This is a genomic window from Sphingomonas sp. FW306-1B-B10E (assembly GCF_058782005.1).
Window position 1 is genome coordinate 13667 of record NZ_JBYSXG010000023.1, and the last position, 22158, is coordinate 35824.

The window sequence follows — 22158 nt, forward strand, 5'->3', positions numbered from 1 at the left end:
ACAGGAGGATGAATGCCACCTAATCCTTTAACGGATGTAAACCGTTCCTATATGTAGAACTACGCAGTGGGGATCGTGCGTAGGTGGGGCGAAACCCTCGGAAATCCGCGATATCCAATGGTTTACGGGCCGGTAACCGCACTCAGACGAGTGGTAAACCGTGACTTCGTTATAGGAATAAATTTAAGCGGCGAACGCTTCGGGGCGAATTCTTCGGTCGATAAAGCCCAAAAGCCACTGGCGGTGCGCCTGCGTGGCGTCGCCCGCGCTGGCGATGCGCTGCTCCGCCGCCGACGCGCCGATCTGCGCCGAGAGCAGCATGCGCGCGCGGCCGGCGTCGATCCCGCCGGCCAGGAACTTCTTGGCGTCGCCCAGCCCGAGATGATGGCCAAGATAGGCCGCCTTGGCGAGCGTCTCGGCATCGGTGCGCACGCGAACGCCGCTCTGCTCGAGCCGGTCGAGATTGGTCTTGGCGAGATCGGCAACGCCGAGGATCGACGCATTGGGATCGTAGCGCAGCGCGAGCAGCTCGGCACGGTTGCCGCTCTGAAGCCGGCCGCGGCCGTCGAGCCAGCCACGCTCGGCGGCATAGCCGTTGAGCCAGGTGCCTTGCGTTTGTGCCAGTTCCTGCCACGTCCCGCTGAGGAACTGGCCGAGCCCCGCGGCGCTCGAGCGCGGATTGCGCGAATGGGTGTTCCAACTGCCGTCGCCGGTCTTGGCGGCTTCGGCATTGACGATCGCGGCGAGCGCGGTGGCGGGGATGCCGGTGCGCGCCTCTGCAGCCGCGAAGGTCCCTGCGTAGCGCGCATTGGCGCCGAGCTGGAGGCCGCCGCTGACCGCGGCGTCGCCGCTGCCGGTCGACAGGACCACGGGCGTATAGGCGTTGCGGGGCTCATCGGGGTCGATCGCGCCCGCGCCGGTCGTGCCGACACTGGGTTGGGCAGGCTGGACAGCCGTGCCGGCATCGACCGCCGGCTTGTGGCAGCTGCACGCGCAGTGGCACGCGCAGCCCGCCTGCGGGCCGGCCACGCCGTCGCGGCCGCCGAGCAGCCCGAGCAGCGAATCCATGTTCATGTTGTTGCCGCCGAAGGGCGAGGCGTCGCGCGCGTCCTTGCTGTCGCCATCGCCGAGCGCGGCACGCCAAAGGCGCGTCGAGAGCTGCGACTGCGCCTCGGCATAGATGACCTGCGCTCGCTTCTGTGGCGTAAGCGCGGCGAGTTGCGTCGCGTTGATCATGCGCCGCGCTTCCGCACGGCAGCGCGGGCGCGCAGGAAGCGCGCCGCGGCGATGTCGTCGATCGCATTCTGCTCGGCGAGCGCGACGGTGCGTTCGGCTTCGTCCTCGAAACGCTCGGCGGCGCCTTCGATCGCCCGCATCGTGCCGTATGCTTCGACCGCCTGGGCGCGCAGCCGGCCGAGCCGGGCCTGGGCGAGATAGGCGGCTTCGTCGAGCCGGGCGCGCTCGGCCTTCATCCGTGCGGTCCACGCGTCGGTGGCGAAGGGCATCGACGTGGCAAGCGCGCGCTCCTGCAGCATCCGCGCATCGTGCGTGCGTGCCTGCGTCTCGAGCGTGTTGATGCGTTCGACCTCGACGCTGATCGATACCTTGACGGCATCGACCTCGCGACGCTGGACGCGCAGCGCAGTGTCGAACGGAGTCATGCGGCGATCCCGAGGGGCTCGGCCGTGGCGGCGCCGCCCGCGACGATTTCGGCGAGCGCGGCGAAGCCGGCATCGGCATGGCCCTGATCGTGCTTGCCCTGGTTGATCAGCGCCTCGATCTGCGGCGCGAGCGCGACGGCGCGGTCGACCTCTTCGGAAGACCCGGCCTTGTATGCACCGAGGCGGACCATCTCTTCCATGTCGGCATAGGTCGACAGCAATTTGCGCGCGGCGAGGCGCGTCGCGTTCTGATCGTCGTTCATGCAATGGGGGAGGGTTCGCGAAACGGACTTTAGCACGTCGATCGCCGGATAGCGGCCGCGCTCGGCGATCGCGCGACGCATCACGATATGGCCGTCGAGGATGCCGCGAACGGCGTCGGCGACGGGCTCGTTATGGTCGTCGCCGTCGACGAGCACCGTGAACAGCCCGGTGATCATGCCCTTGCCGGGCTCGCCGGGGCCGGCGCGCTCGAGCAGGCGCGGCAATTCGGCAAAGACAGTGGGCGTATAGCCCTTGGTCGCGGGCGGCTCGCCCGAGGCGAGGCCGATCTCGCGCTGCGCCATCGCAAAGCGAGTCACCGAATCCATCAGGCACAGGACGTTCAGTCCCTGATCGCGGAAATGCTCGGCGACGGCGAGCGTGGTCCAGGCGGCCTGGCGGCGCATCAGCGCGGGCTCGTCGGATGTGGCGACGACGACGACCGAGCGCGCCATGCCTTCGGCTCCCAGATCGTCCTCGATGAATTCCTGCACTTCGCGGCCGCGTTCGCCGATCAGGCCGATCACGGCGACGTCGCACTGGGTCCAGCGCGCGAGCATCGACAGCAGCACCGACTTGCCGACACCCGAGCCGGCGAACAGGCCAAGGCGCTGGCCGATGCAGAGCGGCGCGAACAGGTCGAGCGTGCGGACGCCGGTCTCGATGCGATGGCCGACGCGGGCGCGGTTGGAGGCGGCGGGCGGCGATGCCTTGATCGGCTGCGGGTCGGCGCCGTTGGGCAGTGCGCCGAGGCCGTCGACCGGGCGGCCGAGGCCGTCGATCATCCGGCCGAGCCAGGCCTGCGACGGCCGGATGCTGAACTGGCCCGCGGCGAGCTCGGCGCGCGAGCCGAGGCCGACGCCCTGCGGGTCGATAAAGGGAAGGCAGAGCGCTACGTTACGGTCGAGCGCGGTCACTTCCGCCTCGACCTTGCCGTTGGCGCCCTGGATTTCGACGCGGCTGCCGATCTGCGCAACGCCGGCGAGCCCTTCCACTTCGATCAGCGCGCCGCGCACCGCGACGACGCTGCCGAAGCGGCGATCGGGCACCATCGTGCGGATCGCCCGGGCGGCGCTGGCAAGGGTCTGCATGGGAGCCGGAGGTCCTTACGCGGCCTGGGCTTCGGTCGCGACGTTTTCGAAGCCGATCAAGTCACGCGCGGCCGAGAGTGCCTTGTAATATTCGCCCTGCGCGATGTCGTGCGCAAAGGCGATGCACGCAGTGCGCGCCTCGGGAGCGGTGAGTGTCGCGACCAAATTGCCGATCAGCGCCACGATATTGTCCTGATGCTGGCCGCGATTGGCCGGATCGATATAAGCGAGCATCGCCATGAAATAGAGTTGGCGCGCCGGGGTGCTGGCTTCCTCCGGCTGCATGACCTCGCGGCCGCGCAGGATCGACACCTGATTTTCGACCGCGATCTGCGTGCGTCCGACCGCGCGCAGGACCGCGCCGTTGACGATCGCCTTCTCGCCGTCGCGAAGCGTGATGCGGAGCATGGGAGTACAACCTCTTAGAGTGCGTATGCTCTCTTATAGGATGCGCGCGGCGAAGGCGGTGGAGTCACCCGGCAATTTTTGCCGAGTGACAGGTCGCCTGTTAACAGCGGGCTTTGCCGCTCAGGCTAAGAGGGTGGAAGAAATCGCGCGCTCCCATCGGTCAGGGTCGTGCGGGTGGTCTATCCGCGCGATCAACTCTTCGAAGGTCGTCTGCGACGCGACGAAGGCGTTGTTGGCATAGTGATAGGCGTAATAGATGAGGGCGTCTTGGGTATCCGCCGCCGCGGCGGTGCCATTGCGCAGCGCCGCTGCGAAGACCATCGGATCGTCATAGGCGCGTACCCAAGCGGCGGTGGGGTGGCTGGAGACACGTAGGATCGGCTTGCCGAGCAGCGCGGCGATCATGATCGATTTCGATTCGGCCACCGCGAGCGCCTCGGCGTGCCGGATCAGCGTCTCCGTCACCACGCCACGAACGCTTTCCACGTCGACCGCGGCTATACGGACGCGGTCGGTATCCATATGCGCGATCCGATCGAGCGCCGGCGTGCTTGTTGCCCTGCGCAAATCCATCGGGTGCAGCGAGACGGCGAGCATATAATCGGGGCCAAGCGCGGCAGCGATGCGGCCGACGAATGCGTCGGCGCTTTCCTGCAAGCCCTGCACCTGCCCGAGAAAGTTTTCCTCGCCCTGATATTGCAGCGGCAGCGCGACCAGCTTGCGATCGGCGGGAAGACCGAGCGCGGTGAGCGCCGCGGCGCGCCCGGTGGCATCGCCACTATTACAGGCGCGCCACCGATCCGCGACGGCATCCAGGAGCCATGTCCGCTCCGACGGGGACAGCGGCGGCATCATCCCGAACGCGAAGAGGTCGGACCGCGTGACTTGCAGACGGCCGCCGACCGGAATGGGACCGAGCAGGTCGGGCGGGAATTCCGCCTCCATCAGATAGGCGACGCGCCCGGGGAAGCGGTCCGGTGTCGTGACGTCCGCGGATCGGCAGAGTGTATAGTCGGGATTGATCGTCTCGACGAACGCGACCAGCGCGTCCGGGTCTTCGGGGCGGGTACGATAGCTGGGATGATCGGGGCCGCCTATGAAATGCCATTGTACTTCGGTCATGTCGCCACAGCGCTCAAGCTCGCTTTGGCCGATCCCGGTTCCGCTCCAAATCGGCGGCGCGATGACATGGACCTCATGCTGCCGGGATGCGGATCGGATCAGGTGGCTTACCGAGTCATTGAACCAGTTCGGCGTGGTGGCCGGAAGGTAGAAAAGCACGCGCATCGGCAACGGTTTCCGTTTGCGAGGGATCGCCCCGGCCCGTTGCACGTCGCATTCTCAAAGAGCAAGTCCGACCCGCCCAGATTCAGTGCACGCGCAGTGTGCATCGCAGGTTCCGCCGAGCCATCCCTTTCCGCTCCTGCGAAGGGAGAGGTGCAAGAATCCGTCGGCCCATTTTCGCCCGTCCAAATCCCGTTCCGCCGATTTCATCCTAGAATAGCCCTGTGAGCCCGCGCGATCGATCCGCGGGCGTCGTCAGGAGTAATGACTTGAGCCTCTATTCCGCTCTCTACGCCGGCGTGTCCGGCCTCAGCGCCCAAGCGAGCGCAATGGCGACCGTCGCCGACAACATCACCAACATCAACACCGTCGGGTACAAGGGCGTCGAAGCTCAGTTCCGCACCATGGTCACCGACGGCCGTGCCAAGAGCAACTATTCGGCCGGCGGCGTCGCCGCCGCGCCGGTCTCGACCATCTCCAAGCAGGGCCTGCTCCAGGCTTCGGGCAGCAGCACCGATCTCGCGATCGACGGCGGCGGCTTCTTCGTGACGCGCGCCTCGTCGGATTCGACCGGCGACGTCGCTTACACCCGCGCCGGCGCGTTCCGCCCGGACGAGGAAGGTTTTCTGCGCAACCCTGCCGGCCTCTATCTCTATGGCTGGCGCCTCGACGCCTCGGGCGGCTACACCAACACCGGCAGCGTCGAAGCGCTCGAGCCGGTGCGCGTGAGCGACCTGATCGGCACCGCATCGCCGACTACGCGCATCCAGGCGCGCATGAACCTGCAGTCGTCGACCGCCGATTACACTGGCGCCTACACCGCCGGTAACATGGCGTCGGGCGCGGTGACCCCGCAGTTCACCCGCTCGTTCGACGTGTCGGATTCGCAGGGCGGCACGCACCGCGTGACGATGGGCTTCATCAAGACGGGTGCGAACACCTGGCAGAGCGAAGTCTATTCGAACCCGGCCACCGACGTCACCGCCACCGGCGGCGTGCTCGCCAGCGGCACGATCAAGTTCAACCCGGACGGCAGCCTCGACCGCGCGGGCTCGAGCGCCGCTTTGTTCAACCCGCTCAACGTGACCTGGACCAACAATGCCGGTTCGGTTCCGATCACGCTGTCGATCGGCAGCGACGACGGCATCGACGGCATCACCCAGTTCGGCACCGAAAGCTCGCTAATCTCGTCGAACGTCGACGGCGGCATGCTCGGCAACCTCTCGTCGGTCGAAATCAGCAAGAGCGGCGTGGTCAACGCGATCTTCTCGGATGGTTCGACCCGCGCGGTGTTCCAGCTGCCGATCGCCACCTTCCAGAACCCGGACGGCCTCACCCGCCTGTCGGGCAACGCCTACACGATCAGCCGCGCCTCGGGCGGCATGACGCTCAACGCTCCGGGCCAGCTCGGCGCGGGCGCGATCGCTTCGAACTCGCTGGAGGCCTCGACCGTCGACCTGGCGGGCGAGTTCACCAACATGATCCGCTTCCAGCGCGCCTACAGCGCCTCGTCGAAGATCATCACCACCGTGGACGACATGCTCCGCGAAGTGAGCGACCTGAAGCGTTAATCCTCCAAAAGTCCGAGACCTAAGCGATGTCGCTCAACAGCATCCTCGGATCCGCGGCGTCCGGCCTGGCAGCAGCCCAGGCCGGACTCCGCTCGGTTTCCAACAACATCGCCAATGTCGGCGTGGCGGGCTATGCCCGCGAAACCGTCAACCTCACCACCGGGGTGGTCTCGGGGCAGGTCAGCGGCGTCGTGGTGGGCGAGCCCAGCCGCGTCGCCGATCGCTTCCTCGAAGCCAATGTCTATCGCCGCGCGGGCGATTACGGCCGGGCGGAAGTCACGTCGGGTTATCTCGACCGGCTCCAGTCGCTGCTCGGCCAGCCGGGTGCGGCCTCGGGCCTGCCGGCGCGCCTCGACGCGATCAGCTCGGCAGCGGTCGCGATGACCGGCTCGCAGAGCTCGGCGCAGACCGTCGCGGTGTTCACGACCGACGTGCAGGACGCGATCGATTCGATGCAGCAGCTGACCACCGACGTGGACGGCCTGCGCGGCGACGTCGAATCCGAGGTCGGCTATTCGGTCGACAAGATCAACAGCCTGCTCAAGCGCATCCACGACCTCAACACCACCGTCGCCTCAGCGACCGGGCAGGGCAAGAATGTCGGCGGTGCGGCCGACCAGCGCATGAGCGCGATCGAGGAATTGAGCGGCCTGATCGCCGTCAATGTGCGCGAGCAGCCCGATGGGCGCGTCTCGATCGAGACCGCCAATGGCGGGGTGCTGCTCGACAAGCGCCTGCGCCAGCTCAATTATCCCAATTCCGGGCTCGGCGCCTCGCAGCCGATCTATCCGACGATCGAAATCCGCTTCGCCGACGACAACGGCACGCCCGGCGCCGCGACCGGTGAGAAGCTCGACAGCGCCGCGGTCGGTGGCAAGCTAGGCGGGCTGCTCGACTTGCGCGACCGGACCTTGCCTGCGTTCAGCGAGCAGATGGGGGTCCTGTTCTCGGGACTGTCCGAGGCGCTCAACTCGGTTTCCAACGCCGGCAGCACCGTGCCGCCGCCCGCCAGCCTCGACGGTCGCCAGACCGGTCTCATCGGCAGCGACCGGCTGGGCTTCACCGGCGCCGCGACCTTCGCAGTGACCAAGGCCGACGGCACGCTCGTCGCCAAGACCGCCATCGACTTCGACGCGATGCCCGCGGGCGCGACGATCAATGACATGGTGACGGCCATCAACGCCGGATTGGGCGGCGCGGCCACCGCGACTTTCACCGACGGCAAGCTCAGCATCAAGGCGAACGGCACCGGCAACGGCGTCGTCGTCGCGCAGAGCGAGACCAAGCCGAGCGCGCGCGCCGGCGTGGGCGTCTCGCAATATTTCGGGCTCAACGACATCGTTCGCAGTGACTCCAGTTCGCTGGTCCCTTCGGGACTGGCAACGGGCGACGCGCACGGCTTCGCCACCGGCGAGACCGCGCAGATCGTGCTGCGCGACGCCAGCGGCCGGGCGCTGACCAGCTACACGCTCACCCCCAGCACCGGCGGCACCGTCGGCGACCTCGTCAGCGAGCTCAACGGCAGCCCGATCGGCACCTACGGCACCTTCAGCCTCGACGATCGCGGCCGGATGCGCTTCGAGCCCAAGGGCGCGCTGTCGGGAGCGACGCTGTCGGTCCCGTCGGACTCGACCAACCGCTACGGCAGCGGCCGCGGCTTCACGGCGATGCTCGGGTTGACCGGCGCGTCGAGCGGGCTGGGAGATGCGCAGGTGCGCCCCGAAGTCCTCGCCACGCCGGCCAAGCTGCCGCTCGCGCGCTTCCAGGAGAGCGCGGCGGTGGGTGCCAAGGCGCTCGGCGCCGGCGACACGCGTGGCGCGACGGCGTTCGTCGACAAGCTCGCCGCCTCGATCGATCTCGGCAAGGACGGCACGACGACGATCGAACGCTTCTCGAGCCTGTTGCTCGGCCGCGCCGGGCTCGACGCGAGCCAGGCCGAGGGCAACCTGCTCGACGCCTCGGCGCGCCGCGACGACGCGATCAACCGCCGCGATAGCTTCTCGGGCGTCAACATCGACGAGGAGCTCTCGACGATGGTGGTCTTGCAGAACAGCTATTCGGCGGCCGCACGCGTCATCTCCACGGCGTCGGAAATGTACGACACCCTGCTCAACATGGTCTGATCGGAACCCCAATGACTCGCGTAGCCACCATCCCGCTCCAGCGTACCATGTCGAGCGCGATCCAGCGCTCGCAGGAAAAGCTCGCGCTCACCCAGCAGCGCCTGTCGACGGGCAAGAAGGCCTCGGACTTCGCCGATCTGGGCACCGAGACCGTGCGCAACCTCTCGGCGCACAGCCTGCTCTCACGCCAGAGCTCGCAGTCGACCGTCGCCAAGCGCGTCGGCACGACCCTGTCGATCTACCAGGGTCATCTCGAGGGCATCGAGAAGGCGACCGGGGATCTCAAGAACGACATCCTCAACGCGATCGGCACTGGCGACGCCGCCGGCCTGCAGGAAGCGATCGAAACCGCGTTCAGCCAGTATCGCACGTCGCTCAACGGCAATGAGGGCGGCGCGCCTTTGTTCGCCGGCTCGCAGACCGATGGCACGCCGTTCACGCCGAACACGCTCGCCGAGGTCGCCACGACCAGCGTGGACGATGCGTTCAAGGACGACGGCATCCGCTCGACCGCGCGCGTCGCCGACGGCGTCGACGTGACCTACGGCATTACCGCGAGCGCAGTGGGCAAGGACCTTTATGCGGCGTTCAAGACGCTCGCCCAGGCCGGCACGATCGGCGCGAAGCCGACCGCGACACAGCTCGATGCGCTCAAGCAGGCGGTGGCGCAGCTCGGCACCGGCATCGACAGCCTGCGCGCCGTCAATGCCGATAATGGGCGCAAGCAAAATCAGGTCGAGACGCTGACCACACGCGGCGAAGAGCGCGGGCTGCTGCTCGAAGGCGTGATCGAGACCAACGAAGACGCCGATCTCGGCCAGGTCGCGCTCGATCTCGCGCAGCAGAAGACGATGCTCCAGGCGAGCTATTCGGTGTTCTCGCAGCTTTCCGATCTCAGCCTGGTCAACTACATCCGCTAACAGTCGTAGACTGCGTTACCCGGCCGGTGCCGGGGAGACGGAACGATTGACGTATTCATGCAAAAAGGGCCTGGCGCACGCGCGTCAGACCCTTTTTCTGTTCCCCGGCGAAGGCCGGGGCCCAGTTGCACGCGCTCTCGAGGGCAGCACTGCCCCCTCAACTTCGTCGATACTGGGCCCCGGCCTTCGCCGGGGAACTGTTCAAATGACCTGGTAAGACTGGCTCAGGACGCCGCGTCGAGCAGGTCGCCCGTTGCGCCCGCGGGGCTTGCCTGCGGAATCGCAGTCATCGCCGCGCCGATCGCGGCGGGGTCGATGCTGCCGACCTTGCGAGTCAGCACGTCGAACGCCGATCCGCTCGGCAGCGTCTTAAACGCCGGGCCATAGCGGGTGCGCAATGCTTCGAGCTGGTCCTCGCGGCCGAGCATCGCCAGCGCCACTGCCTGGCGCAGGATCGCCGCCTGCGCGGGCTCGCTGAGCCCCGGCTTGGGCGCGGGCAGGGCGTTCTCGGTGACGAAATTGCCCCAATCCTTGACCTGCCAGCGCATCTCGGCGCGGATCGCGTGCGCGTCGGGCAGCCCATCGAGCGCGGCCATCGCCGCGTCGACCCGACCGAGGCGCAGCAAGGCGACGGCCTCGACGCGCTTGCGGTCCTGCCGCATCGCGTCCGAATAGCTCGGCTGCTCGGTGGTGCGGATCGCATCGAGCGCACGGTCGGGACGGCCGGCGAGGATGTGGAGCGACGCCACCTTGACCGACAGCGGGCCCTGCGCGACGTCCTGCGCGCGCTGGGTGAGCTGATATTGCAGCAACTCGGCGGCGCGGGCGTAGAGCGAGGCATCCTGGAGCCGGCCGGCGAGGCGCAGCACCAGCGCGTCGCCCTCGGCGCCGGCGGGCGCCAGCTCACGATAGTCCCAATACAGCCCGGCAGCCTCGGGCAGCGGCACGCCGCTGTCCGGCGCGAGCGCGGCGGCGAGCGCCGCCTGCAGCTCAGCGAGCATCGGCGCGGCCTTGGCGCCGATCTTGAAGTAGCGGATCAGCGCGGCGCCGGCGCGCAGCTGCGCGCGCAGGTCGTGCGCCTCGTTGGCGAGGTCGAGCTGGATCTCGAGCACGCGCTGCTCGATGGCACCGCCACGCCAGCCGAAGCGCAGCGCGTCGAGTTGCTTGAGCGCCTCGGCAGGGGCGAGGCTGTGCGTCGCGAGCCCGGCCTCGATCGTGCCGAGCCGGGCCTGCGCCTTGACGTCGGCATCGCCGCTGATCGCGGCGCGGTCCAGCCGGAGCTTGCCGCCCTGCGGGTCGCCGGTGGCAACCAAAGCGCGGCCGCGCAGCACGTTGGCTTCCGGATCCTGGTCGCCGAACAGCTTGAGCCAGGCGAGCGCCGGGGCCGGCTGGCCGGCATCGATCGCGGCGCCGGCGGCGGCGAGCACGAACGGCGCGCGGTCGTCGGGCTTGCGCCCGTTGATCGCGGGAAGCGCGCAATTGACCTGGCGGATCGCCGCCTGTGCGTCGCCGGCATGGGCGAGCGCGCGCATCCGCCAGGCGCACGCCTCGGGATTGGCGGCGAGATCGTCGGTGGCGAGCGCCGAGACGGCGTCCTCGTCGCGCTCGACCAGAGTCAGCGCGACGCCGCGCGCGAGCAGGAACGGCGCGACGAGGCCGAGGTCCTTGTCGCTGCTCTGCATCACGTCGAGCACGCCCAGCGCGTCGGCGCCGCGGCCTTCGCCGATCAGCCCGAGCGCATAGTTCCAGCGGCGCAGCTGGCGGTTTTCGGGGCGCGAGGCGGCGAGCAGCGCCCAGCCGGCATCGCCGGTCTCGCCATGCCAGCTCGCACCGTCGGTGATCATCGGCATCTGCGCGAGCTCGGCCGCGAAGGGCGGCAGCGCCGCGGCGGCGGAATTGAGGCCGGGTGTCTCCGCGGGCGTCACTGCAGGCGTAGCGGCCGGAGGCGCCGCGGTGGCGGCGCCGGCGAGCAAGGCAATAAGGGCGGTCCGCATCAACCGAGACCCAGCGGACGGACGATCGCGACGAGCACGCCGCCCGCCGCGCAGGCGAGCAGGAACAGCCCGGCCGAAAGCAGCGGCAGGCCGGCCTTGTCGGCGGCAGCAGCATTGCCGGCGACGGCGTTGACGGCCGCACCGCCGACCACCTCGAACGAATTCGGGTAGGCGTCGATCGTCACCGCGTTCCCGCGGCGGCGATCGGTTTCGCTCGGATCCTTGACGACGCGCATCCGCCCGGGACGTTGATCGTGACTCACTGACGCACCTTCTGGCTCATTTCATTCTATTATAGGGCATGGGCGCGCACTCGACCGCCCAAACCATGGAGTTTTGACGTGCGTAGAAGTCTGGCCACGCTCGCGCTGACGATGGCGCTGGTGCCCCTTCCGGGCGGCGGGGCGCAGGCGTCCGGCGGCGGCGGCGCAGGTACCGGCGGGCTCAACCTCGTGCCGATGGACGAAGTCGTCGTGCCGATCATCGAGGCCGATCGTCTTGCCGGCAACATGCGCTTCAAGCTGGTGCTCGAGGCGCAGGACGCGGCGAGCGCCGCCAAGGCGACCGCCGAACTCCCAGCGCTGCGCGAGACCACGGTCGCCGCCGCGCTCGAATTCGCCCGGCTCAATGCCTCTGGCCTGCGCGCGATCGACGCCGAGCGCCTCGATCATGATCTCAACACTGCGATCAAGGCCGCCGAGCCGGGCGTCGCGCGCGTGCTGATCGTCGAAGTCGCCGCCGCGCGAAACTGATCGCAGTTATCCAGCCCGGGTCGGGAGGTGAGGAGTCACACTAAGGTCACGCTATCCGCAGGTTTCGTCGAGACCTTATATCTACCGATTTCAAAGAGTTGGTGATTTGGCCGACGGAGGTAGGGAAGCGGGCGAAATCCTACATCGCAAGCCCAGTCGCAAGCGACAGATCCCGTCGGCACGGCCTAGGCGAGGGGGCAGGCGCCCTCGTCGTTGTGCTTGATCCGCACGACGAGCCCCAGACTGTCGACCCGCGCCAATCCGCCGCAATCGAACCCGCCTTTTTGCACCACCAGCGGCAGCCGAGCGGCCACCGGCGCCTCGCCGCCACACGCACGCGGCGGCGCGTGGCGCGGCTGGCGCGACACATCTTCCTGCGCATGTACATGGCTGGCCAGCAGCCTGGCCAGTCGGCGAACAGAACCCATTCACGACCCTCCCCCGGCCTTCCCGCCGCGGTTACCCAAATGTTAATGCCCGGAGGGGAGGGCCGTTCCGGCCTGATCGAGGTTAACGCGACGAACGGTTGGCCGACGAGGCTCAAGCAAGCCTATTGCTGGGTAGGCGAATATCCAAGACAGACCTGGAGAAAATGAGAGGAGCGCTCCAATCCCCTCTCAAAAACAAGTCAGCGTATCTTCGGTGTCCGAGGCACCGATGCTTAAATTAAACCATCCGCGATATCGAAATCTAGAAAGTATCCCCGTTGCGTATCAGTACCTCGCCGGCATATTGCAGGCCGGCGCCGGTGGACGGGGACAATACCTGCAATTGATCTCCGCTCATACGAAGCCAAGTAGGAGTGGTGCCTGTCGCGCTATATAGCGTGCCGTTCATGATCTTCCCGCTGTCAATCCCGGTTGAGGAAGCTCCCTGACCCAACCTCACGACATAGTCATATACCGAGCGCGCGGCAGCGTCTCCCGACTGTCCAGTGACGGAGAGAATGGACGTCCACGTCCCGCTTGTTGCGGCCCCGCTAAAGGTCGCGGAAGTAGTCTTGCCGAAACGAACGGATCCCCCGCTCAACGGCACAACCAGGTTGGACCCGATCTGAAGATCCCGCTGCATCAGATCATCCGGTAGCAGACGCGCTGCCCGAACGGAGTTCCCGACCAGACGAACGGCACCGCGATCCGTAAAGGCCACCCCCGAATAGGAAATCACGTCTGGTGCGGTCGCCGTAAACATCGAGCCGCCCAGAATCGTGGGGGTGCTATCGTCGATTACCATGTTTCGCGCGTTTTGTTCTCCGTAGATATTGCGAATGACGACCGTGCCAACCTGCTTGAGGTGAAGCGCGCCATCCGCTTGCGTCGCATGTCCGCAATATTCAAGGACGAGGGTCCCGATTTCGGTCCAGCCGACACCCTCGAGGTTCAGGCCGCGCATGCCACCGCTCAGGTAAGCATGCTCTATCGCGATCGCGGTGCCAGCATGCCCGGCCGTGTCCTTCTCGAACGATACGATATACGGGCAGGAGTATCCATCGATTCTGCCGATCTTCACGTTGACGGGCGAAAAGGCGAGAAGTCCGCGCCCGGAGAAGCCCTCCAGACGAAGGCGCTCGATTTCGAAATACGCAATACCCTGTGTTGTGGATCCCAGACGGAGGCCGACGCTGCTCAGGCCGTCGCTCATGCTCCCGGCGCTTTTCAGATCGCAGATGCCGCTAATCGAAAATACCTGCTTCAATACTTCGATCGCGCAGATTCCGGAGTAGGCATCCGTCAAGATGCGCGAACCCGCTTCGAAATGCAGGTGCATCACCTGATCGCTGTCGCCGAAAGTGATTTTACCGTCTATGCGATAGACGCCTTTCGGAAAAAACAGAGATGTGGCGCCACTGTCGCGAGCCGCTAGAATGAAGGATCGGTCGTTTGTAGTGCCGTCTCCAGTCGCGCCAAAATCTTTGACCGAGACACTTTCGCGCAATTTCTCATTTGCATTTCGTGCGATGGCGCCGGTCAAGCCTTGGGAGAACCCGACCATCGCTGCGCCTTGACCCGGACCCGTCGCGGCCAAATCTGCTGAATCTACATAAGTCACTTATGTGCTCCTTGCTCGTTGGAACATTAAGTGAACAGTTGAAATCCTACATTGCAAGCGCCTTGCGGTAAGGCATGAGGCAGCTTCGTCGGATAATATAGAGCAGATGCTCTACGCAGTGCAGCGGCCCTCGGTTTGGCAACGCAAGCCCGACCGCTACGCCCCTCTCGGCCCGAACAATATGATCGTGCTGCCCGCCAGGCAGATAGTGGCGCCGATCAGGTCCCAGCGGTCCGGCCGTGCGCCCTCGGCGAGCCATAGCCAGAGCAGGGCCGCGGCGATGTAGACGCCGCCATAGGCCGCATAGGCCCGGCCGGCATGATCGGTGTCGATGCGGGTCAGCAGATACGCGAACAGGCACAGCGACGCCATGCCGGGCGCCACGCACCAGGGCGACTTGCCCATCCGCAGCCATGCCCAGAAGGCGTAGCAGCCGGCGATCTCGGCCAGCGCCGCGCCGATATATGCGAGGGGTGTCATCGCGCTCTTTGTCGCAGGCGCGCGCGGTGGCGGCTAGAGGGACCCGTCCGATCGAAGACTCGTTCCCCGGGGAAGGCCGGGGCCCAGTCGCGATGCAGTTCGAGAGCGGGGTTTGAACGCGCCGAGTTCCTCGAACCTGGGCCCCAGCCTTCGCCGGGGAACGGGTCCTGCCAAGGCTCGTCACGTTGGGCCATTCGCGGGAGCGCCGCACGAAAAAGGCCGAGGATCGCTCCCCGGCCTCTTTCCGAGTCTCCCACCAAGGCGCTCACTTGCGCCCGCGCTGGCCCCCCTGCGGCGGCGGCGCGGCGGCGGCCATGCGCGCCGAGCGGCGGGCGAGTGCCATGCTCAGCGACGCGGCGCCCTTCGGCGTCATCGCGGCCATGATCAGCGCGGTCGAGCGCTCGCGCATCCGCTGCGCGACCTTCATCTGCACTTCCATGTCGAGTTGCTCGAACACCACCGCGGCGGCCTTGGGCTTCATCGCCTGGTAGATGCGCGCGAGCTCGTCGAACTGGGCTTCGGCCGGCTCGGGGGCACCGCCGGCGACGCCGCCGGGCGCCGCAGCGGCATCGGCCTGCTTCTGGCGCGCTTCGAGATCGGCCTGGAGCCGCGCCTGCGCTGCCTTGGTCGCCTGTTCGCGCAGGTCGAGCCCGCGCTTGCGGCGCGCGGCGGCGCTGTCGCGGTCGGCGATGTCCTGCTCGATCGAGCTGCCAAGCCGCGTCTGCGACGCGCTGTTTTGCGTCGCGCTGGTCGCGATCGTCGAAGCGTTCGCCACTACGGCCAGCGCCGATGCGGCGGCGGTGAGCAGCAGGAGGGAAGGGCGGGCCATCAGACGAGCTCGGCTTCGGGCTTGGCTTGGCGCTCGAAGTCTTCGTCCTCGGCCGCGTCGCTCGAGCGCACGGCGTTGGCGAGGCTGACGGCATTGACCACGCGTTCGCAGGCAGCGTCGGCGATGCCGATCATGTCCGACAGCTCGTCACGCAGGCCGCGGGCCTGGTCGACGAGGCGGGCGTGCTGGGCGCAATCGGTGCCGAGCGTCGCCTTCATCTCGGAAAGCACAGCACGGGCGCCGGCGGTGGCCTTTTCGAGCGCGGTCACGGTCTCGGTGAGCGCGCCGTCCTTGACGGTACGCAGGCTGCGCATCATCCGGACGCTCTGCACGAGCACGGCCATGCACAGGATCATCGTCAGCGCATTTGCGAGAATGGCGAAGCTCATGATTTCTTTCCCTTGGAAACGTCGTTGACGAGGCGCACGGCGACCTTGCCGCGGCGCTGGCCGATCTGGGCCTGGGCGAGCGTGACGCCGCCCGAGGCGAGGTCGAGCGGGTCGTCGGGGCTCTTGTGGAGCGCGATGGTCTGGCCGACTTCGAGCGCCTTCAGCTCCGCGATCGCCATTGCCTTCTCGCCGAGCACGACGTTCACGTCGACATTGGTCTTGCGGATCTCGGAAGCCATATGCGCTTCCCAGACGCCGTCGCGGCCGCTCTTCTCGCCCATGAAGCGCTGGAGCAGCTTGTGGCGAACCGGCTCGAGCGTTGCATAGGGGAACACCATCGTGAATTCGCCGCCGCGGCCGAGCATGTCGACGCGGAAGGTGGCGATCGCGCAGATGTTCGAGGTGCCGGCGATCGCGGCGAAGCGCGGGTTGCTCTCGATACGCTCGAGATCGATGTTGATCGGCTCGATCGGCTCGAACGCCGCCGAGAAGTCCTTGAGTGCGAATTCGAGCATCCGCGAGACGAGGCCGGTCTCGATCGTGGTGAAGGCGCGGCCGTCGATCAGCGTCGGCGCACCGCCGCCGCGACCGCCGAGCAGCGCATCGACCACGGCATAGATCAGGCTCGATTCGACGGTGACGAGGCCGAAGCTCTCCCATTCCTGAACCTTGAACACGCCGACCATCGCCGGGAGCATCACTTGGTTCATGAACTCGCCGAAACGGATCGAAGTGACGTTTTCGAGGCTGACATCGATCGCGTCCGACGTGAGGCTGCGCATCGAGCTGGCGAACGAGCGGACCATGCGATCGCAGACCACTTCGAGCATCGGCAGACGCTCGTGGCTGATCACCTTGGACTCGATGACCGCGCGCAGGCCCTTCTTCTTCTCGACCGGACCGCCGAAATCGCCGAACAGCGCGTCGATGTCCGCCTGGTCGAAGCGAACGTCGCCGTCGGCGCCCATCGCGGCGACGGGCGGTTCGGGGAGGTCGAAATCGTCGAGATCGATCATTGCTGGACGAGGTCCTGGATGAGGATGTCCTTGACCATGCCGGGGCCGGTCATCTCGGTGGCGCGGACCAGCATCTCTTCCTTGATGCGGAACACCGCCGCCGAACCGGCGAGATCCTCGGGGCGCAGCTCGCGCAGGAAGGGCTGATAAGCGTCGAGGATCAGCGGCAGCTTGTCCTTGAGCGTCTCGGGCGTGCCCTTGGGGCCCGGCACCATCATGAAGTGGATCTTGAGGAAGCGCGACGCGCCGTCCGGCGAGCGCAGGTTCACCACCATCGCGGGCACGTCGACGAACGCTTCCTTGCTGTCGCCTTCGCCGCCGCCATGGCCGCCGCTCTCGGTCTCGGCCGCGGCTTCGCCATGCGCGTCGGCGGCGGTCTCGGCCTTTGCCGACCCGCCCGACAGCATCATCGCGGCGCCGCCGCCACCACCGAGCAGCAGCACGCCCGCAGCCGCTCCTATAATAATGAGCTTCTTCTTCGACTTGGGCTTAGCGGGCGTTGCACCCTCTGCACCTTCCTCGACGATCTCGGGTGACGACATTTCCCTGGCACCTTTCGAAATCAGCGTCCCGGCAACCGCGCCGACTGATTTGCCTCTATTATAGGATGGTCACCCGGCAATTTCTGCCTAGCGACAAATTTCTGAAGGATGCTCCGGTGGACGTCTCGTCTTATGTATTGCTGAGCCAGGAACAGGCGCTGCGGCGCCGGCTCGACGTTGCGGCGAACAATCTCGCCAATATGAATACGGTGGGATTCAAGCGCGAAAAGCCGGTGTTCCGCGAGTTCGTCGAGCAGAGCGAGACCATGGTCACGCCCGACGCCAAGAAGACGTCGTTCGTGCTCGATTACGGCACGGCGCACGACGCCAGCTCGGGCGGCTTCCAGCTGACCGACAATCCGCTCGACGTGATGATCGAGGGGCCGGGCTATCTGAGCGTAGAGGCGCCGGGCGGCGGCACTGCCTATACGCGCGCCGGCTATATCAAGGTGCTGCAGAGCGGCGAGCTCGCCACTGCCGGCGGCCAGAAAATCCTCGGCGAAGGCGGCAAGCCGATCACCGTGCCGACCGAGAATGCCGGGCAGATCCGTATTTCTCCTGATGGCAGCGTGATGGGGGCTGATGGGCCGCTCGGACGTATCGCGGTAACTGTCTTCGACGAGGCCAGCATGGATCCGCGCGGCGACGGCATGTTCAACGGTGCCAACGGGCGCGAGCTGACCGCTGCCGAGACCAAATTGAAGACCGGCGGGGTCGAGGGATCGAACGTCAACGCGATCACCGAGACCACCGACATGGTCGAAATCCTGCGCGCCTATCAGACAAGCGCGACCCTCAACGAAAGCATGTCCGACCTTCGCAAGAAGGCGATCGACCGGCTCGGCCGCGTCGGCTGAATTCCAGAAAGGAACCCTTAAATGCGTTCGCTCTCCATCGCATCGACCGGCATGCTCGCGCAGCAGACCAATGTCGACGTCATCTCGAACAACATCGCCAACATGAACACCACTGGATTCAAGCGCCAGCGCGCCGAATTCCAGGACCTGCTCTACGAGAATATCGAGCGTCCCGGCGGCGCGACCGGCCCCGACACCAAGGCGCCCTCGGGCATCCAGATCGGCTCGGGCGTCAAGACCGGCGGCGTCTATCGCATCCAGCAGCAGGGCGCACTCCAGCAGACCGACAATCGCTATGACGTGGCGATCACCGGACGCGGCTATTTCCAGATCACCTTGCCTTCGGGCGACACCGCCTACACCCGCGACGGCAGCTTCGGCGTGTCGGACCAGGGCGAGCTGGTGACGCAGGACGGCTATCCGGTGCAGCCCGGCATCACGATCCCGCAAGGCGCCGTCGATGTGACCGTCTCGAAAACCGGTGAAGTTCAGGTGATCACTTCGGGCGATCCGCAGCCGCAGACGGTCGGTCAGCTCGAGCTCGCGACCTTCATCAACGACGCCGGCCTCGAAGCGAAGGGCGAGAACCTTTTCCTCGAGACTTCGGCTTCGGGTCAGCCGACTGTCGCCGCGCCGGGCGAGCCGGGCTTCGGCACGTTGAGCCAGGGCTTCGTCGAAGGGTCGAACGTCAACGCCGTTGCCGAGATCACCGCACTGATCACCGCACAGCGCGCCTATGAGATGAACAGCCGCGTCGTGAAGACCGCCGACGAGATGCTGTCGACCACGAGCCAGATGCGCTGATGGGCGCGCTGCTGGCATTGGCGCTGCTCGGCGCGGGTCCGGTCGCGGCAGAGGACGTGCAGGTCGCCGTCCTCGCCCACCCGATCGAGAAGGGCACACGGCTCGAGCGCAGCGACTTCGAGAGCGAGGCGCGTGCGCCCGCCGCCGCGCGCGGCGTGCTCTCGGCCGAGGATGCTGCCGGCATGGAAGCCGCCCGCAACCTCACCGCGGGGATGACCGTCCGGCGCTCGGACCTGATGAAGCCGCAACTCGTGCGCCGCGGCGAGCCAGTGACGATCCGTATCGTCTCGGGCGCGCTGGTGATCACCGCCTCGGGCCGCGCGCTGAACGGCGGCGGGCAGGGTGAAATGGTGCGCGTGGTGACGAACACCACCAATCGCACGCTCGACGGCACGATCGATGGCTCCGGCACCGTCCGGATCGCCGCACCGTAATTTGCTCAACGTATTCGCACAGGGATTTGCACATGCGTAAGGTCATTCTTCTCGTAGCGCTCGGCGCCACTCTTTCGGGCTGCGGCTCGGTCGGCCGCCTCCAGCAGATCGGCAAGGCGCCGAAGCTCTCGGGTATCGACCCGGTCGCCGCGCCCGAAATGGAAGCGTCGCTGGCGATGCCTTCGGACCGCACCGGCACCGGCCGCCCAACTCAGATAGCTGCGCAGCCGGCCGCGGCACCGACCGCGTCGCTGTTCCGCACCGGCGCCGGCGCCTTTTTCCGCGACCAGCGCGCGGCCAAGCTCGGCGACATCCTGACGATCAAGATCAACATCCAGGACAAGGCCGATCTCGGCAACAACACGTCGCGCACCCGTGGCGGTTCCGAGAATGGCGGCGTCGGCGGGCTGCTCGGCATCGCGCCGGTCGCCAAGCTGCTCGGCAGCAATGCCAATGCCGCGCTCGAGACCAATTCGGGCTCGAAATATGCCGGCGGCGGCTCGACCAACCGTTCCGAGACGATCAACATGACGATGGCAGCGATCGTCACCCAGGTGCTGCCCAACGGCAATCTGATGATCCGCGGCAAGCAGGAAGTGCGCGTCAACTTCGAAATGCGCGAGTTGCTCGTCACCGGCATCATCCGTCCCGAGGATATTGCGCGCGACAATTCGATCCAGCACTCCCAGATCGCCGAGGCGCGCGTGATCTATGGCGGCAAGGGCCAGCTCACCGACGCGCAGCAGGCGCGCTGGGGCCAGCAGATCTACGACGCGCTTTTCCCCTTCTGATTTAACTTCTCGGAGCAGAGCAGGGGGCCCGTCCGAGCGATCGGACGGGCCCTTTTCTTTGCCGATTGCCCGGCAGCTCGAAACCGCTAGCATCGCCGCCCTTGATGTGAAGGGGCGGGATGATGAGCGGATTTGAGACGACCAGGCGGCAGGCATTAGCCATGTCGGTCGGAAGCCTGGCGACTTTCGCACTGCCGGGCTGGGCGCGCGCGGCCCAGCTGGGCGAGACCGAGATAGACGCGATCGTCCACGCGTTCATGCGGGCGAACAACACGCCCGGCATCGCCGTGGCGGTGGTGCGGCCAGGAATGCCGGCCTTCGTCAAAGGCTATGGCGTGCGAACGCTGGGCAAGTCGGCGCCGGTCGACATCCATACGCGTTTCGGCATCGCATCGCATTCCAAGGCGTTCACCGCGGCCGCGCTCGCGCTGCTGGTCGATGCGGGCAAGCTCGCTTGGGAAGATCCGGTGCGCAAGCATCTTCCCGAGTTCCGGATGTACGATCCGGCGGTGACCGAGATGATGACGGTACGCGACCTTCTGGTTCATCGCTCGGGCCTGCCGCTCGGCGCGGGAGACCTGATGTATTTTCCGCAGTCGAGCCATGTTGCCGGTGACGCGATAAAAGCGCTGCCCTTCCTCAAGCCGGTCCGGGGTTTTCGCGCCGGCTATGACTATGACAACATCCTTTACCTGGTTGCCGGCGTGCTGATCGAGCGCGTGTCGGGCCTGCGCTGGGATCGGTTCGTCCAGCAACGGATCCTGGCGCCTATCGGGATGACCGATACGGTGGCCTCGCGCGGCGCGCTTCGAACCGACAATGTCGCCGGGCGTCATGCGCGGCTCGGCCCGCCGGTGCGCGGCATCGGCAAAGTGGAGGTCGTCGAGGCCGATGAGGGCCCGGCGATCGACGCGGCGGGCGGGATCAACGCCAGCATCGCCGATATGGCGAAGTGGCTTCAGGTGCAGCTCGATCAGGGCAAGCTCCCAGACGGCAAGCAACTCTGGTCGCGCGAGCAGGCCAAGGAGATGTGGACGCCGGCGACGATCACCGCATCCAGCGATGGGCCGACGCCGGACAATCCGGTTCGCCCGATCCTCCAGACCTATGCGCTCGGCTGGTTCGTCCAGGATTATCGCGGGCTGCGCATGATCCAGCACAGCGGTGGATTGTCCGGACAGGTGACCTATACCGGGTTGCTGCCCTCGCGCGGCATCGGCGTCTCGGTGTTCAGCAACGTCGAAGAGAGTGTCTCGTCCGCGATCCGCAACGCAATCCTCGATCGCCTGATCGACGCGCCGGCCTACGACTGGGTCGCGTCCTACAGCGCGCACTTGAAGGCGGCGGAGGCGGAGGCGTTGGCTAGTGTCGAAGGGGGTGTCGACAAGGCGCCTGCCGGGGGGCCGTCGCTGCCGCTCTCGGCTTATGCCGGGCGGTATCGCGATCCCTGGTACGGCGATATCGTGGTCGCCGAGAAGCGCGGCCGGCTGGCGATCGACTTCACGCCCACCCCGGTGTTCAAAAGCGCGCTCGAGCCCTGGGGGCCGGACACCTTCCGGACCCGCTTCGCCAAGGGCGCGGGGGAGGACGCGATCGTCACCTTTGCGGTCAGCGGCGGCAAGGTCACCGGCGTGACGATGAAGGCGCTGTCGCCGCTCGCGGATTTCAGCTTCGATTACCAGCATTTGGCATTCGTGCCGGTCCCCTGATCGGCACACAGCGGAGCCGGCGGCAGCCGCATCGGCGTTAACCGCGCGCTAACCATATAAATTCGCGGAGGAATTTTGGTCACCCTTGAAATCTTCCCATGATGGATTTGCAGGACGCGCATGCGTCAGGTCGCGGATCGGCGTCTCCGATCCGGGCCGCAGAAGCGGCTCTAGTCCAAGAAGGAAAATATCA

General features: G+C 66.7%; 23 protein-coding genes. 9 read left to right on the top strand and 14 right to left on the bottom strand.

Going from position 1 to position 22158, the window contains the following annotated elements; all coding sequences use genetic code 11:
* Nucleotides 1–183 precede the first annotated feature (183 nt).
* From AC3WJI_RS10815 to AC3WJI_RS10835, 5 genes are all read right to left on the bottom strand, one after another.
* A complete protein-coding gene (locus AC3WJI_RS10815; RefSeq protein WP_492757274.1) occupies nucleotides 184–1236 on the bottom strand; it encodes a peptidoglycan-binding protein in 1053 nt (350 codons plus the stop codon).
* On the bottom strand, nucleotides 1233–1661 hold the full coding sequence (locus AC3WJI_RS10820; RefSeq protein ID WP_492757275.1) for a hypothetical protein: 429 nt from the start codon (nucleotides 1659–1661) through the stop codon (nucleotides 1233–1235). The genes AC3WJI_RS10815 and AC3WJI_RS10820 overlap by 4 nt, the downstream gene beginning before the upstream one ends.
* Nucleotides 1658–3013, bottom strand: a complete 1356-nt coding sequence (gene fliI / locus AC3WJI_RS10825; RefSeq protein ID WP_492757276.1) for a flagellar protein export ATPase FliI — start codon at nucleotides 3011–3013, stop codon at nucleotides 1658–1660. The genes AC3WJI_RS10820 and fliI overlap by 4 nt, the downstream gene beginning before the upstream one ends.
* Before the next feature lie 15 nt (nucleotides 3014–3028).
* Nucleotides 3029–3421, bottom strand: a complete 393-nt coding sequence (locus AC3WJI_RS10830) for a flagellar biosynthesis repressor FlbT (RefSeq protein WP_492757277.1) — start codon at nucleotides 3419–3421, stop codon at nucleotides 3029–3031.
* 120 nt (nucleotides 3422–3541) lie between these two features.
* Nucleotides 3542–4708 (bottom strand): nitrogenase component 1 family protein, encoded by a 1167-nt coding sequence (locus AC3WJI_RS10835; protein WP_492757278.1) that lies wholly within the window; start codon nucleotides 4706–4708, stop codon nucleotides 3542–3544.
* Nucleotides 4709–4974: 266 nt separating this feature from the next.
* Here AC3WJI_RS10835 and AC3WJI_RS10840 point away from each other — a divergent pair, with 266 nt between their 5' ends.
* From AC3WJI_RS10840 to AC3WJI_RS10850, 3 genes are read left to right on the top strand one after another with little or no spacing between them, the layout of a single operon-like run.
* Nucleotides 4975–6276: a flagellar hook protein FlgE gene (locus tag AC3WJI_RS10840; RefSeq protein ID WP_492757279.1), complete on the top strand. Its 1302-nt coding sequence runs from the start codon at nucleotides 4975–4977 to the stop codon at nucleotides 6274–6276.
* A 26-nt stretch (nucleotides 6277–6302) separates the two neighbouring features.
* Nucleotides 6303–8399 (top strand): FlgK family flagellar hook-associated protein, encoded by a 2097-nt coding sequence (locus tag AC3WJI_RS10845; RefSeq protein ID WP_492757280.1) that lies wholly within the window; start codon nucleotides 6303–6305, stop codon nucleotides 8397–8399.
* An 11-nt stretch (nucleotides 8400–8410) separates the two neighbouring features.
* Nucleotides 8411–9319 (top strand): flagellin, encoded by a 909-nt coding sequence (locus AC3WJI_RS10850; protein WP_492757281.1) that lies wholly within the window; start codon nucleotides 8411–8413, stop codon nucleotides 9317–9319.
* A 224-nt stretch (nucleotides 9320–9543) separates the two neighbouring features.
* Here AC3WJI_RS10850 and AC3WJI_RS10855 read toward each other — a convergent pair whose 3' ends face one another.
* Entirely contained in the window at nucleotides 9544–11313 is a 1770-nt protein-coding gene (locus AC3WJI_RS10855; RefSeq protein ID WP_492757282.1) for a hypothetical protein, read from the bottom strand.
* Entirely contained in the window at nucleotides 11313–11576 is a 264-nt protein-coding gene (locus tag AC3WJI_RS10860) for a hypothetical protein (RefSeq protein WP_492757283.1), read from the bottom strand. Before AC3WJI_RS10860 ends, AC3WJI_RS10855 begins: the two co-directional genes overlap by 1 nt.
* Before the next feature lie 78 nt (nucleotides 11577–11654).
* On the opposite strand from AC3WJI_RS10860, the gene AC3WJI_RS10865 reads away from it, so the two are divergent.
* Nucleotides 11655–12065 carry a hypothetical protein gene (locus tag AC3WJI_RS10865; protein ID WP_492757284.1) on the top strand — a complete coding sequence of 137 codons (411 nt, stop codon included), beginning with the start codon at nucleotides 11655–11657 and terminating at the stop codon, nucleotides 12063–12065.
* A 185-nt stretch (nucleotides 12066–12250) separates the two neighbouring features.
* On the opposite strand, the gene AC3WJI_RS10870 is transcribed toward AC3WJI_RS10865, so the two are convergent.
* The 7 genes from AC3WJI_RS10870 to AC3WJI_RS10900 form a co-directional block, all read right to left on the bottom strand.
* Nucleotides 12251–12493 carry a hypothetical protein gene (locus tag AC3WJI_RS10870; protein ID WP_492757285.1) on the bottom strand — a complete coding sequence of 81 codons (243 nt, stop codon included), beginning with the start codon at nucleotides 12491–12493 and terminating at the stop codon, nucleotides 12251–12253.
* Between the two features lie 262 nt (nucleotides 12494–12755).
* On the bottom strand, nucleotides 12756–14114 hold the full coding sequence (locus AC3WJI_RS10875) for a hypothetical protein (protein WP_492757286.1): 1359 nt from the start codon (nucleotides 14112–14114) through the stop codon (nucleotides 12756–12758).
* A gap of 156 nt (nucleotides 14115–14270) precedes the next feature.
* The gene (locus AC3WJI_RS10880) at nucleotides 14271–14594 is read right to left on the bottom strand and encodes a YnfA family protein (RefSeq protein ID WP_492757287.1); all 324 of its coding nucleotides are present in this window, start codon (nucleotides 14592–14594) and stop codon (nucleotides 14271–14273) included.
* Nucleotides 14595–14859: 265 nt separating this feature from the next.
* Nucleotides 14860–15423 carry a MotE family protein gene (locus AC3WJI_RS10885; RefSeq protein WP_492757288.1) on the bottom strand — a complete coding sequence of 188 codons (564 nt, stop codon included), beginning with the start codon at nucleotides 15421–15423 and terminating at the stop codon, nucleotides 14860–14862.
* A complete protein-coding gene (locus AC3WJI_RS10890; RefSeq protein ID WP_492757289.1) occupies nucleotides 15423–15812 on the bottom strand; it encodes a DUF6468 domain-containing protein in 390 nt (129 codons plus the stop codon). Before AC3WJI_RS10890 ends, AC3WJI_RS10885 begins: the two co-directional genes overlap by 1 nt.
* Entirely contained in the window at nucleotides 15809–16828 is a 1020-nt protein-coding gene (gene fliM / locus AC3WJI_RS10895; protein WP_492757290.1) for a flagellar motor switch protein FliM, read from the bottom strand. Before fliM ends, AC3WJI_RS10890 begins: the two co-directional genes overlap by 4 nt.
* Nucleotides 16825–17370 carry a flagellar basal body-associated FliL family protein gene (locus tag AC3WJI_RS10900; protein ID WP_492757291.1) on the bottom strand — a complete coding sequence of 182 codons (546 nt, stop codon included), beginning with the start codon at nucleotides 17368–17370 and terminating at the stop codon, nucleotides 16825–16827. Before AC3WJI_RS10900 ends, fliM begins: the two co-directional genes overlap by 4 nt.
* Nucleotides 17371–17486: 116 nt before the next feature.
* Here AC3WJI_RS10900 and AC3WJI_RS10905 point away from each other — a divergent pair, with 116 nt between their 5' ends.
* The 5 genes from AC3WJI_RS10905 (at nucleotide 17487) to AC3WJI_RS10925 (ending at nucleotide 21965) form a co-directional block, all read left to right on the top strand.
* A complete protein-coding gene (locus AC3WJI_RS10905) occupies nucleotides 17487–18227 on the top strand; it encodes a flagellar hook-basal body complex protein (RefSeq protein WP_492757292.1) in 741 nt (246 codons plus the stop codon).
* Between the two features lie 21 nt (nucleotides 18228–18248).
* The gene (gene flgG / locus AC3WJI_RS10910) at nucleotides 18249–19031 is read left to right on the top strand and encodes a flagellar basal-body rod protein FlgG (protein ID WP_492757293.1); all 783 of its coding nucleotides are present in this window, start codon (nucleotides 18249–18251) and stop codon (nucleotides 19029–19031) included.
* Nucleotides 19031–19465 (top strand): flagellar basal body P-ring formation chaperone FlgA, encoded by a 435-nt coding sequence (gene flgA, locus AC3WJI_RS10915; RefSeq protein WP_492757294.1) that lies wholly within the window; start codon nucleotides 19031–19033, stop codon nucleotides 19463–19465. The genes flgG and flgA overlap by 1 nt, the downstream gene beginning before the upstream one ends.
* Before the next feature lie 32 nt (nucleotides 19466–19497).
* Complete coding sequence (flgH, locus tag AC3WJI_RS10920; RefSeq protein WP_492757295.1) at nucleotides 19498–20256, top strand: flagellar basal body L-ring protein FlgH; 759 nt, start codon at nucleotides 19498–19500, stop codon at nucleotides 20254–20256.
* A gap of 161 nt (nucleotides 20257–20417) precedes the next feature.
* Nucleotides 20418–21965 carry a serine hydrolase gene (locus AC3WJI_RS10925; protein WP_492757296.1) on the top strand — a complete coding sequence of 516 codons (1548 nt, stop codon included), beginning with the start codon at nucleotides 20418–20420 and terminating at the stop codon, nucleotides 21963–21965.
* Nucleotides 21966–22158 lie beyond the last annotated feature (193 nt).

Bases quoted from the DNA above. Each gene is read 5' to 3' on its own strand.
- AC3WJI_RS10815 (WP_492757274.1), bottom strand. From the start codon at position 1,236: ATGATCAACGCGACGCAACTCGCCGCGCTTACGCCACAGAAGCGAGCG.
- AC3WJI_RS10820 (WP_492757275.1), bottom strand. From the start codon at position 1,661: ATGACTCCGTTCGACACTGCGCTGCGCGTCCAGCGTCGCGAGGTCGAT.
- fliI (WP_492757276.1), bottom strand. From the start codon at position 3,013: ATGCAGACCCTTGCCAGCGCCGCCCGGGCGATCCGCACGATGGTGCCC.
- AC3WJI_RS10830 (WP_492757277.1), bottom strand. From the start codon at position 3,421: ATGCTCCGCATCACGCTTCGCGACGGCGAGAAGGCGATCGTCAACGGC.
- AC3WJI_RS10835 (WP_492757278.1), bottom strand. From the start codon at position 4,708: ATGCGCGTGCTTTTCTACCTTCCGGCCACCACGCCGAACTGGTTCAAT.
- AC3WJI_RS10845 (WP_492757280.1), top strand. From the start codon at position 6,303: ATGTCGCTCAACAGCATCCTCGGATCCGCGGCGTCCGGCCTGGCAGCA.
- AC3WJI_RS10850 (WP_492757281.1), top strand. From the start codon at position 8,411: ATGACTCGCGTAGCCACCATCCCGCTCCAGCGTACCATGTCGAGCGCG.
- AC3WJI_RS10855 (WP_492757282.1), bottom strand. From the start codon at position 11,313: ATGCGGACCGCCCTTATTGCCTTGCTCGCCGGCGCCGCCACCGCGGCG.
- AC3WJI_RS10870 (WP_492757285.1), bottom strand. From the start codon at position 12,493: ATGGGTTCTGTTCGCCGACTGGCCAGGCTGCTGGCCAGCCATGTACAT.
- AC3WJI_RS10880 (WP_492757287.1), bottom strand. From the start codon at position 14,594: ATGACACCCCTCGCATATATCGGCGCGGCGCTGGCCGAGATCGCCGGC.
- AC3WJI_RS10885 (WP_492757288.1), bottom strand. From the start codon at position 15,423: ATGGCCCGCCCTTCCCTCCTGCTGCTCACCGCCGCCGCATCGGCGCTG.
- AC3WJI_RS10890 (WP_492757289.1), bottom strand. From the start codon at position 15,812: ATGAGCTTCGCCATTCTCGCAAATGCGCTGACGATGATCCTGTGCATG.
- fliM (WP_492757290.1), bottom strand. From the start codon at position 16,828: ATGATCGATCTCGACGATTTCGACCTCCCCGAACCGCCCGTCGCCGCG.
- AC3WJI_RS10900 (WP_492757291.1), bottom strand. From the start codon at position 17,370: ATGTCGTCACCCGAGATCGTCGAGGAAGGTGCAGAGGGTGCAACGCCC.
- flgG (WP_492757293.1), top strand. From the start codon at position 18,249: ATGCGTTCGCTCTCCATCGCATCGACCGGCATGCTCGCGCAGCAGACC.
- flgA (WP_492757294.1), top strand. From the start codon at position 19,031: ATGGGCGCGCTGCTGGCATTGGCGCTGCTCGGCGCGGGTCCGGTCGCG.
- flgH (WP_492757295.1), top strand. From the start codon at position 19,498: ATGCGTAAGGTCATTCTTCTCGTAGCGCTCGGCGCCACTCTTTCGGGC.
- AC3WJI_RS10925 (WP_492757296.1), top strand. From the start codon at position 20,418: ATGTCGGTCGGAAGCCTGGCGACTTTCGCACTGCCGGGCTGGGCGCGC.